Here is a 12156-nt window from a genome sequence, read left to right as displayed (position 1 = left end):
TTCAGTCCCTTGAGCCCGCTTGCGGGGCTCTTGAAACGACACTCTATCGGCACAAACGCCGATGGCAAACATGCAATTCGTCCAAGAATGACGAGACGCAGTCTGTTTCAGAGCGCCGTGCGCACATGCCAGAGCTCGGGGAAGAGTTCGACTTCCAGCATGCGCTTCAGGTAACTGACGCCGCCTGTTCCGCCGGTGCCACGTTTGAAGCCGATCACCCGTTCCACGGTGGTGACATGATTGAAGCGCCAGCGGCGGAAGTAGTCTTCCAGATCAACCAGTTTCTCACCGACCTCGTAAAGGGCCCAATGGGCGGACGGATCCCGGTAAACCTTCTGCCAGAGCGTCATGATCTGGGGAACTTCAAGATGCGGAGCAGATGCAGGTACCGCAATGGCGTCCTCCGGCACATCGAGACCCTGGCGGCGGGCAAAGGCCAGCACGACCTGGTAAAGGCTGGGGCGGGCCAGCTCCGCATTCAGCAGGGCAACGCTATGCGCGTCGTGCTCGTGCGGCCGGATCATTGCCGTGTTCCGGTTGCCCAGCGCATATTCGATCAGCCGGTACTGCAGCGACTGGAAGCCCGAGGACATGCCGAGGGCATCCCGGAACTGGGTATAGTCGCTCGGCGTCATTGTCCGCAGCACATCCCAGGCAGAATTCAGTTGCTCCATGATCCGGCTGACCCGGGCAAGAAGCTTCATCGCCTGCGGCATGTGATCATCGGCAATGGAATCGCGAGCGGCGTTCAGCTCATGCAGCATGAGCTTCATCCACAATTCCGACGTCTGGTGCTGAATGATGAAAAGCAGTTCGTCGGAGGCGTCCGACAAGGGGGCCTGTGCATTCAGAATCTGCGTCAGCCCCAGATAGTCGCCATAGGACATCTTGTCCGCAAAGCGCATCTCGGCGCCTTCCGTTTCCGGATTATAGGCTTTGCCCGGTTCGGCTTCGTCGCTCATGGCTCTCTCCCGCTGGGCTCTTCAAATGGCCCTTCCAAGGCATCTATACCGTCCGGATAGCAGACTTGGATAGGTGAGAATTCAAAGTGTTACGAGAAAAGAAACAACAGCCGTCCACGTCCAGCCGGCACGCCGGTCAACTGCCGGCAGCTTCCAGAATGGCGTCAGCTGAAAAATCGTAGTGGCTATGATTGGAAGACGACTTGCAGAAACGGGCAAAGTCGATCTTGTCCCAATTCCCGTCACCAAGCCTGCTGAGATATAGCTCGACGTTCTGCGCGGTGATCGGCGACATCTTGAACACGACATCGACGAAGACTTCACCCTGAACACTTCTGAAGAAATGATCCCTCAGCATCACGATCGCCCAGGCACCTGCAAAGAAATGCCCGCCATGAGTCATGGTCAGTTCGTTGGACCGTACCGCGTTCATGCCGCGGTTCGACCAGTTCAACCCGGCGAACAATATATCCTTGCCGATGGTCAGCCCTACGTCGGTTGCAGCACGCTGTGCACCGAAAGCAATGTCATCGTTCGCACCCCAGACGACGTCAATTCGCGTGCGGTTCAAAACGCTTTTCGTCCGCGCGAAAGCAAGTTCCTCGCTCCAGTCGACCGGAATGGCATGGACCAGTTTGACGTCGCTGTTGTCTGCCACAGCCCGCAACATGCCGAGTTCCCGCTGCAATCCGGCAGGGGTGGTTGAATCGCCAGTCAGGGACAGCAACCGGATTTCCCCTGCCTCCGGGTTGAGCCGCCGCGCTTCGGCAAACAACGACTGTGCCATCTCGTAACCGGCCGTTTCATTGTCCGGAACGACCGAGGCGATAATACCATGAAGATCGATGTTCCTGCGTTCCAGGTCGGCCCGTTGCTTCGGCGTCAGTTTGTTGAGCAGGAAAAGAACCTTGCTCTCCCTGCCCTCCATAAGCTGCATCAGGCGGGCAGCCGCCTGGTTCTCGTTGACCAGAATGAAATAGTCCGGCAACTCCCCCTGTTCCAGCCGGAGGCTGAGAAGCTCTTCCATACCGTAGGGACGCCGATCGGCGTGCAGGATTTCCAGGTCGACGTTCAGATCGGCAGCAGCCGCCATCATGGTTCTGGACACGTCACCCCAGAAACCGGTCTCGCCACCCGGATTGATGAAGGTCACGCGGAAATCCGCCGCCTGGACCACGCCGGCTGCCACCCAGAACCACACCATGCACAGCAGTCTGACGATCATCATTATCCTTCGCTCTTCATCCTTGCCCGACCCGTCTTGCAGCTCTTCACGCAAGAACGGCCCCGCTTCAGATCACGAACATCCACCGCAGCACCGGTTGAATGTTCGAAAGCCGAACGGAACCTTGACGTGGGGCCGGCCGATCGCACCGAAACAGTGCCTGGTCATACCCCCGGCGTCATATTAGCCACCACACATATGTTCTGCAGAAGTGGCAACCACTTACGCACATTTTATTGGCGCATATCCAAAGATTGCCAGAAACCGGCTCCTGAGGCATTCCTGCCTGAAACCCGGCCGCAACAGAGCTGCTGCCTGCTGGCCGTTCGCTGGCAGCCGGCACCTTGATCCGATTGTGTTAATCAATCCGAAATTAGCACAGGAAAAGCGCTCGTCAGAGCCGGCTTCGCCTGAAGGATTGCATCGTGTTTAACGAACCCTGACCGGCGACACGAGATTTCACCTGATTTCCGGTCTTCTCCTTTCACAAGATGCTTGCAGCCCATTCGTGAGGCGAAACTGCCTACAGAAAGACGTGGTTATGCGTTTGATTTTGTGAAAACCTGACACTCGCGCTTTGAAACGGACAAATACCGGGGCCCTGTAAATGTCAATTCGTGCAAGCATTTATCACCTGACCCATTACCGATACGACCGTCCGGTTACCTTAAGCCCGCAGATTATCCGCTTGCGGCCGGCCCCTCACAGCCGCACCCGGGTCCTGTCTCACTCGTTGAAGGTTTCGCCCGAAGGACACTTCGTCAATCACCAGCAGGACCCCTACGGCAACTGGCTGTCCCGCTTCGTGTTTCCCGAGCCTGTACGCGAATTCAAGATCGAAGTGGATCTGGTCGCCGACATGGCCGTCTACAATCCCTTCGATTTCTTCATCGAGGAGAGCGCGGAGGAATGGCCCTTCGACTATCCGCCGGAACTTCGCGAAGATCTTCAGATTTACCGTCGCCTCGACCCGACCGGCCCGCACATGACCGCGTTCCTGGAAACGGTCCCGAAGGATCGCCAGAGAACCGTCGACTTCATCGTCGGGCTGAACGCCAAGGTCTCCCAGACCGTCAATTATGTCATACGCATGGAGCCTGGCGTACAGACACCGGAAGAAACCTTCGAGAAAGGAACCGGGTCCTGTCGCGATTCCACCTGGCTGCTGGTGCAGGCGCTGCGCCATCTCGGTTTTGCCGCAAGGTTTGTCTCCGGATATCTCATCCAGTTGAAGCCGGATCTGGAAGCACTGGACGGCCCCTCCGGCACCGATCACGATTTCACCGATCTGCATGCCTGGGCCGAAGTCTTCCTGCCGGGTGCAGGCTGGATCGGGCTCGATCCGACCTCCGGCCTTCTGGCAGGCGAAAGCCACATTCCGCTGGCCGCGACGCCGCATTACGTCAACGCCGCCCCGATTGTCGGCATGGCAAGCAAGGCGGAGGTCGACTTTGCCTTCGACATGAAGGTGGCCCGCGTCGCCGAACATCCGCGCATCACCAAGCCGTTTTCCGACGATGCCTGGTCGGCACTCAATCAGCTCGGCACCAAGGTCGACCGGATCCTGTCGCAGGAGGACGTCCGCCTGACCATGGGCGGTGAACCCACCTTCGTCTCGATCGATGATTTCGAAGCCGCAGAATGGAACACCGACGCGGTCGGCCCGACCAAACGCCAGAAGGCGGACATTCTGATCCGCCGGCTGCGTGAACGCTTTGCCCCTGGAGGGTTCCTGCATTACGGCCAGGGGAAATGGTACCCGGGTGAAACCCTGCCCCGCTGGACTTTCTCGCTTTACTGGCGCCGCGACGAAAAACCGATCTGGCATGATCCGGATTTGATCGCGGAAGAAGGCGACGATACCAAGGCCAGCGCAGATCAGGCCGCAGCGCTGCTGCAGGAGATCGCAACGAAGCTGGAAATCGACCCGGACCACGTCGTGGCCGCCTATGAAGACCCGGCGGTGTGGCTGGTGAAGGAAGCCAACCTTCCGGAAAATGTCACCCCGAAAAATTCCAAGCTGGAGGATGCCGAGGCCCGGCATCGTATTGCCCGTGTCTTCGACCGCGGGCTGACCGAACCTGCCGGACATGTGCTGCCGATCCAGCGCTGGCAATCGAAGGCCGGCGGACACCGCTGGCGATCCGAACGCTGGAAGCTGCGCCGTGATGCGCTGTTCCTCGTACCCGGAGACAGCCCTGTCGGCTACCGCCTGCCGCTGGAATCCCTGCCCCATGTCCCACCGGCCCAATATCCCTACACCAATATCGCCGATCCGACCGTCCCGCGCGATCCGTTGCCGGAGTTTCCTGCGGGCCCGCGCGCTGACCGCAGGCAGGATGTTGCCCATTTCACCGCCAGCGAAGGCCAGCAGGACCGGCGGGAACAAACCCTGACGGACGACGAATTTGGCGGGGCATCGGTCAGAACAGCGCTGTCGGTGGAAGCTCGCGACGGACGTCTTTGCGTTTTCATGCCGCCGGTGGAACGGATCGAGGACTATCTGGAACTCATTTCGGTGGCGGAATCTGCCGCGGCTGACTTGAACCTGCCGGTTCATATCGAAGGATATCCGCCCCCGCCCGACCCGCGCATGAATGTCATCCGCGTTGCACCGGATCCGGGCGTCATCGAGGTCAACATCCATCCGGCATCCAGCTGGCAGGAATGTGTCGCGATCACCGAAGGCGTCTATGAAGAAGCCCGGCAGTCGCGGCTCGGTGCCGACAAGTTCATGATCGACGGCAAGCACACGGGCACCGGCGGCGGCAACCACGTGGTAGTTGGCGGCGCGACTCCGCTCGACAGTCCGTTCCTGCGCCGGCCTGATCTCCTGCGCAGCCTGATCCTGCACTGGCAGCGCCATCCAAGCCTGTCCTACCTGTTCTCCGGCCTCTTCATCGGCCCGACCTCGCAGGCTCCGCGCGTCGATGAGGCCCGTCATGACGGCCTTTACGAGTTGGAAGTCGCGCTGTCACAGATCCACCGCCCTCATGAAGGGGCAACGCCGTTCCCCTGGCTGGTTGACCGGTTGCTGCGCAACCTTCTGGTGGATGTCACCGGCAACACCCACCGGGCGGAAATCTGCATCGACAAGCTCTATTCCCCCGACGGCCCGACAGGACGGCTGGGCCTCGTCGAGTTTCGTGGCTTCGAAATGCCGCCGGACCCGCGCATGAGCCTTGCCCAGCAGCTGTTGCTCAGGGCGCTCATTGCGCGCCTGTGGCAGCAGCCACTGTCCGGCAACCTGACCCGTTGGGGCACGGCCCTGCACGACCGGTTCATGCTGCCGCATTATGTCTGGACCGATTTTCTCGACGTCCTGGGCGATCTGGAGCATCACGGTTTTCAGATGCGTCCGGACTGGTTCGAAGCCCAGGCCGAATTCCGCTTCCCCTTCTGCGGAGAACTCGAGGTCGATGGTGTTCACCTTGAACTTCGACAGGCGCTGGAACCCTGGCACGTACTGGGCGAGACCGGCGCCATCGGTGGCACGGTGCGCTATACGGACAGCTCAACCGAACGTCTGCAGGTTAAGCTCACCACCAGCGATCCGGATCGCTACGCCGTCACCTGTAACCGGCGGACCTTGCCGCTCAGGAAAACCGAGACCAACGGCGTTTCGGTTGCCGGTGTCCGTTACAAGGCCTGGCAACCGGCCATGGCGCTGCACCCGGTGCATCCGGTCGACGCCCCGCTGACCTTCGATATCTTCGATCGCTGGAGCGGCCGGGCCCTTGGTGGCTGCGTCTATCATGTTGCTCATCCGGGCGGACGGAACTATGACACGTTTCCTGTCAACGGGAACGAGGCAGAAGCCCGCCGCCTTGCAAGGTTCGAGCCGCACGGCCATACGCCGGGGCTCTATCTTCCGGGGCTTGAATGGCCGCATCCGGAGTTTCCGTTGACGTTGGACCTGCGCAGACCGCAGAATGTCTGACGAACCGGCAGCCCCGCCGACTGGAAACGATGCATGAGCTTGGACGAAAACGCAGAACCCGGAGCGCTTCGCTACGGCCTCTTGAAGGCCTATCGTCCCTTTCCGGATGTTTCGGACGAGCTGCTCTTCCCTGATGGCCGGGTAAGACCGGTCTGGCGGCCGTTTCTAGAGCATCTGAGCGCTCTGACGCCGGAGGAAATCACCGAGCGTTTCGCACGCGGCAATCAGTATCTGAACGATGCCGGGGTCTATTTCCGTCAATACGGGCAGGACGGGGCGAACGAGCGGGAATGGCCGTTGAGCCATATTCCGGTGATCATCAGCCAGGACGACTGGCAGGTGATTGCAGACGGCCTGACCCAGCGCGCCGAACTTCTGGAACAGGTTGTCGCCGATCTTTATGGCGACAACAGGCTGGTGTCCAACGGCTATCTTCCGGCAAGCCTGATTGCGCAAAGCCCGGAGTGGCAGCGTCCGCTGGTGGGCATCAAGCCGAAATCCGGACATTTTCTGCATTTCCTGTCGTTTGAGATCGGCCGCGGGCCGGACGGAACCTGGTGGGTTCTGTCCGACAGGGCACAGGCGCCTTCCGGTGCCGGCTTCGCACTGGAAAACCGGGTCGCAACCGGACGCGTCTTCAACGAGTTCTTCGCCCGTGCCAATGTCCATCGGCTCGCCGGGTTTTTCCGGCGGTTCCGCGACCACCTGGTCGAGCTGCGCGGAGAAAGCGAAAGCCGCGTTTCGATCCTGACACCAGGCCCGCTGAACGACACCTATTTCGAGCATGCCTACATCGCCCGCTATCTCGGCTTCATGCTGCTGGAAGGTGAGGACCTGACCGTTGAAAACGGCAAGCTGATGGTACGCACGGTCGCCGGACTGAGGCCCGTCAGCGTTCTCTGGCGGCGCCTTGATGCCGCCTGGGCCGATCCGGTGGAATTGAACGAAACCTCTCACATCGGCACACCGGGTCTTGTTCAGGCGGTCCGCAGCGGCGCAGTCACCATGATCAACGCGCTCGGCACCGGCATTCTGGAGACGCGCGCGCTCCTTGCCTTTCTGCCGCGCATCAGCGAACACCTGCTCGGCGAGCCGCTGAAGCTGCCGAACGTCGCGACCTGGTGGTGCGGTGAAGAGGGAACGAAAGCCTACGTTAAGGAAAATGCGGAAGGCATGATGTTCAGCCCCGCGCTGTCGACCGCACTGCCTTTCACGTCCTCCCATACCGATTTTATCGGCAAGGATTTCGACAAGTTCCACAAGGGCATTCTGGAAACCTGGATCGATAGCAAGAGCGATAAGCTGGTCGGGCAGGAAGCCGTGACCCTGTCGACGACACCTGCCTATGACAACGGGCTTCTGGTTCCCCGGCCGATGAGTCTGCGCGTCTTCCTGGCCCGAACGACCAACGGCTGGGAAGTCATGGCTGGTGGCTTTGCCCGGATCGGACAAACGGAAGATGCAAGTGCGATCGCCATGCAGGCAGGCGGATCGGCGGCCGATGTGTGGATCGTCGGCGGTCAGAAGCCGCACAAGGAAACCTTGCTCCACCAGACGGAATCGCCGTTCTTCAAATCACAGACCGGTTCCCTGCCATCGCGCGCAGCCGACAATCTGTTCTGGCTCGGTCGCTACGTGGAGCGTGCGGAAGGCGCGGTGCGGCTGCTGCGTGCCTATCATGCCCGTTTGATGGAAACGGCGGACCCGGAAGCCCCGCTTGTGGCATTGACGGCGGAATATCTGGACAAGATCGGCATGGCGCCTGTCGAGCCGGTTCCCGATGGCCTGTGCGACATGCTGCAATCGGCCGTCGCCAGCGCTGCAAAGGTACGCGACCGGTTTTCCGTCGATGGCTGGCTGGCGCTGAACGACCTTGCCCAGGCCGCGAACGGCGCCAAGCGCACGATGCGCGACAATGCCGACGTTACCAGAGCCATGGGCCTGCTGCTGCGCAAGATCACCGGCTTTTCAGGTCTTGTGCATGAAAACATGTACAGGTTTATCGGCTGGCGTTTCCTGTCCATCGGCCGTGCACTGGAACGCGCCCACCGGATGGCTGATCTCCTGTCGGTCTTTACCGACGAAGACGCCCCGGAAGGCTCTCTTGAACTGCTGCTTGAGGTTGGCGACAGCGCCATGTCCATGAGTCGGCGTTATGCGGTCTCTCTCAGCCATGCCACCGTGCTGGACCTTTTGGCGATGGACACCAAGAACCCGCGCGCGGTGCTCTACCAGCTGACCGACATGAAAGACCATATCGGCGTGCTGCCCAACGCGACGGAAAACGGGCATCTTTCGGAGCTGGCCCGCTCCGTCCTGCAGGTTCACACACTTCTGGCAATCGCCACCCCGGAGACCCTGACACCGGCTTCTCTTGCCGATCTTCGCGATCAGATCTCCTATCTCTCCGTGGAGCTGACCGATGCCTATATCCGGTAACGGACGGTCGCTTTCACCCGACACGCCCGACGCGAGGCGCCCGTGCATTACGATGTAACGCTTGAAATCACCTACGACTATGCCAGCCCGGCCAACTACGGACATCATGCGCTCCGGCTGATGCCGGCGACCATTCCCGGCGAGCAGAAGCTGATGGCGGGGCAGATCCATATCGTGCCTGGCCCTTCTGAGCGTCACGACCGGACGGACTTCTTCGGCAATTCTGTCACCGACGTTGCCTACCGGCGCAGCCACAGCGAACTCAGTTTCAAGCTGAAGGCCCGTATCGACAGAACAGCGGTGCCGGAAGAACTCGACATTTCACCGCCATTGCACGCCCTGGCAAGGGAGCTCTCCGGCGTTCAGTCTCTTGCCCCCAGGGCGCCGGTCCATTTTCTTTCCGCCTCGCCGCGCCTGCCCCTCGACCCCGCATTTGCAGTCTATGCGCAGGACCATGTCGTCCCGGGCATGAGCACGATTTCCGCCGTCGAAGCCATCGGCAAGGCCTTGAACACGGATATGCGTTTCGATGCCGAGGCCACAACAGTCGATACTCCGGCCATCGAGGCGTTCGAGCGGCGTCATGGCGTCTGTCAGGATTTTTCGCACATCATGATCGCATGCCTCAGAAGCATCGGCATTCCGGCAGGCTACGTCAGCGGCTTTCTCCGGACCATTCCCCCGGAAGGCCAGGAACGGCTGGAAGGTGCGGATGCCATGCACGCCTGGGTCAGGGCCTGGTGCGGCATCGAGATAGGCTGGATCGAATATGACCCCACCAATGCTCTCAGGGTCGGACAGGATCACATCGTTGTCGCGCATGGCCGCGACTACGGAGACGCGGCACCGGTGAAAGGCGTGTTGCGCACGTCAGGGTCCCAATCCACCGATCACAAGGTCGATGTTGTTCCGCTTTGAAACATGGTTTTTCAGGCCGCTCCATCTGAACACCGCCTCCGGAATTTTATCGCGAGATATCCCCGACTGAGCAGGGCGAGCCTGTTTCCATCATCGCCGTTTTGCTAAAATGTGGAACGCGACCAAGGGGAGCTGGTTATGCGTTCGTTTCTTCATGCCATCGTGTTTTTGCTGGTATCAGCCGGCACCGTGCAGGCAGGTTACGATCAGTCCAAGGACTGGTTCCATGGCAGGGACTGGCGAGAACGGGTCCGGATCCAGTTCCTGCTGGTCTTTACGGGAGACTACGCCTCACAGGTGGACGGAACCTTCGGCAGGCTCACCTACAACGCGCTCACAACTTTCCAGAAGCACCGGGACTTCACCCCGAACGGTGTGCTCGACGACGAGCAGATGCAGATCCTCCAGCGCGATGGCCTCGACCTTGTCGAACGGGTCGGTTTTGAAACCTACAAGGACGCCGTTTCCGGATTGCAGCTCGGCGTTCCCGGCAAGCTCTTCGAACCGTCCACCCAGACGCCGCGCGGGCACCTCTGGCGGGCCTACGACAACAGCATCGAACTGGAAACCCTGCAGGTTTCGGCGGAAGAAACCGACTACGCGGCCCTCTACAAGCGTCTGACCGATACCAGCGACGGGCGGACCGTGGAGCACAAGCAATTCCGGAATGACTACTTCGTCGTCTCCGGTCGGCAGGATGGACGTGATTTCTACCTGCGCATGATGAAGACCTCTTCGGACAGCCGCGGCTTTTCGCTTGCCTGGCAGGCACGCCATGCCGTCTTCATGGACCGCGTGGCAGTTGCCATGTCGAACAGCATGACGTTTTACGACGGAACGGATGAGGAGAAACTGGACGCGGTTACATCAGCTCCCGGCCTGCAGGTTCTGGAAGAGGACAACAGCAGCGATCCGCTTCCCAAGGGAGCACGCAAGGATATTATCGGCCGCAAGACCTCCTCCTCCGGCAGCGGCTATTTCCTGACGAGCGAAGGCCACATCGGCACCAATGCGCATGTGGTCGGCAACTGCCGCTCGCTGGATATTCCAGGCCACGGTACCGCGAGGCTGGTGAAGGCGGACACGGAAAACGACCTCGCGATCCTGCAGCTCGACAGCGGCAAGTCGGATCATGTTGCGCAGTTCCGCTCAAAACAGCCGATCGTTCGCGGAGAGGAGATTTTCGTGATCGGCTATCCCTTTGCCCAGATCCTGGACAACAACCTGAACTTCACTCCCGGCATGATCTCGTCGCTGGCAGGCGTCAAGGGCGACAGCCGCCATTTCATGCTGACAGCACCGGTACAGCCGGGCAATTCAGGTGGCCCGGTTCTGGACAGGACGGGGGCTGTTGTCGGCACCGTTGTGTCTCGTCTAGACAAGTTCAAAACGCTCAAACTGGCCGGTGACCTGCCGGAAAACGTGAATTTCGCGGTCAGGGGCAAGCTGATGGCGGAGTTCATGGAAGATCTCGGCCTGGCGCCTTCCTACAACACCATCACCAACATCAAGAGCCCGACCCGGATCGACGAGGAGGCTTCTCGATACACCGTGCTGGTGCTCTGCCGGAACTGAACCTGCCGAAAAGGCCGGGTTCATTCCGACAGACAGTCTTAGCGGATGGCCTTGTCTTCGCCGTCGAAGAAATGCAGGCGGCTCTCGTCGAAAGTCAGACCAACACGAGTGCCCTCCTCCACGTCTTCGGCACCGCTGATGCGCACCAGGATCGTTTCAAGCCCGTCGAGCGCCACGTAAAGGAAGGTGTCTGCACCCAGATACTCGGCCACTTCCACCGTCCCGGTGCAATGCCCCTCGCCCGGCGTTGCAAGGCTGATGTGCTCCGGACGGATGCCGAGTTTAACCGGTGTTTGCCCGCTGCCGGCATACGGATAAGGACCGCCGCCATGCCCGCGCAGCGAAAACCGTCCTTCTTCGAGTGAACAGGGCAACACGTTCATCTTCGGCGAACCGATGAACTGTGCCACGAACAGATTGTCCGGCCGCTCATAAAGTTCGCGCGGTGATCCGACCTGTTCGATCCTGCCGGCCTGCAACACCACGATCTTGTCGGCCAGCGTCATGGCTTCCACCTGATCGTGTGTCACGTAGATCATGGTGGTGCCGAGGCTCTTGTGGAGCCGGGCGACCTCAAAACGCATTTCAACGCGAAGCGCTGCGTCCAGGTTCGACAACGGCTCATCGAACAGGAAGGCACTTGGCTCGCGAACAATGGCGCGGCCGATGGCCACCCGCTGGCGCTGCCCCCCCGAAAGCGCCTTGGGGCGCCGGTCGAGATATTCGTCCAGCTTCAGCACTTCAGCAGCCGCATTCACCTTGCGGTCGATCTCCGCCTTGGGAAAGCCTGCCGTCTTCAGACCGAAACCGACGTTCTCGCGCACCGACATATGCGGGTAAAGCGCGTAGGACTGGAAGACCATCGACAGTCCCCGCCCCGATGGCGGCAGTGCAGTCACGTCCTTGCCATCGATTTCGATAGCACCACGGCTGGTTTCCTCAAGCCCTGAGATCAGACGCAACAGTGTCGACTTCCCGCAGCCGGACGGTCCGACAAAGATGACAAATTCGCCATCCTTGATGTTGAGGTCGATGCCCTTGATGACCTGCAGGTTGCCGAACCACTTTTCAACCTTGTTGAGCTGGATCGCTCCCAT

The 12156-nt window shown here is 60.3% G+C and carries 7 protein-coding genes; 4 read left to right on the top strand and 3 right to left on the bottom strand.

The annotated features are described in order from the left end of the window. Nucleotides 1-107: 107 nt before the first annotated feature. Together kynA and ACYQ6M_RS01740 are read right to left on the bottom strand one after the other, a co-directional pair. A complete protein-coding gene (gene kynA, locus ACYQ6M_RS01745; RefSeq protein WP_460071776.1) occupies nt 108-962 on the bottom strand; it encodes a tryptophan 2,3-dioxygenase in 855 nt (284 codons plus the stop codon). A gap of 136 nt (nt 963-1098) precedes the next feature. Then, nucleotides 1099-2190: an ABC transporter substrate-binding protein gene (locus ACYQ6M_RS01740; RefSeq protein ID WP_460071774.1), complete on the bottom strand. Its 1092-nt coding sequence runs from the start codon at nt 2188-2190 to the stop codon at nt 1099-1101. A gap of 604 nt (nt 2191-2794) precedes the next feature. Between ACYQ6M_RS01740 and ACYQ6M_RS01735 the strand changes: the two genes are divergently transcribed. The 4 genes from ACYQ6M_RS01735 (at nt 2795) to ACYQ6M_RS01720 (ending at nt 11059) form a co-directional block, all read left to right on the top strand. Further along, nucleotides 2795-6127 (top strand): transglutaminase family protein, encoded by a 3333-nt coding sequence (locus tag ACYQ6M_RS01735; RefSeq protein ID WP_460071772.1) that lies wholly within the window; start codon nt 2795-2797, stop codon nt 6125-6127. Between the two features lie 33 nt (nt 6128-6160). Continuing rightward, the gene (locus tag ACYQ6M_RS01730; protein WP_460071770.1) at nt 6161-8566 is read left to right on the top strand and encodes a circularly permuted type 2 ATP-grasp protein; all 2406 of its coding nucleotides are present in this window, start codon (nt 6161-6163) and stop codon (nt 8564-8566) included. A gap of 42 nt (nt 8567-8608) precedes the next feature. Beyond that, complete coding sequence (locus tag ACYQ6M_RS01725) at nt 8609-9484, top strand: transglutaminase family protein (RefSeq protein WP_460071768.1); 876 nt, start codon at nt 8609-8611, stop codon at nt 9482-9484. 138 nt (nt 9485-9622) lie between these two features. Beyond that, complete coding sequence (locus ACYQ6M_RS01720; RefSeq protein WP_460071766.1) at nt 9623-11059, top strand: trypsin-like peptidase domain-containing protein; 1437 nt, start codon at nt 9623-9625, stop codon at nt 11057-11059. 38 nt (nt 11060-11097) lie between these two features. Here ACYQ6M_RS01720 and ACYQ6M_RS01715 read toward each other — a convergent pair whose 3' ends face one another. Next, nucleotides 11098-12156, bottom strand: coding sequence for an ABC transporter ATP-binding protein (locus ACYQ6M_RS01715; protein WP_460071764.1), 1059 nt, complete (start codon nt 12154-12156; stop codon nt 11098-11100).

The organism is Roseibium sp. ROS1 (assembly GCF_054658215.1).
The sequence above is the reverse complement of the archived record's forward strand: the minus strand, read 5'-3'. Positions and strand labels throughout refer to the sequence as shown.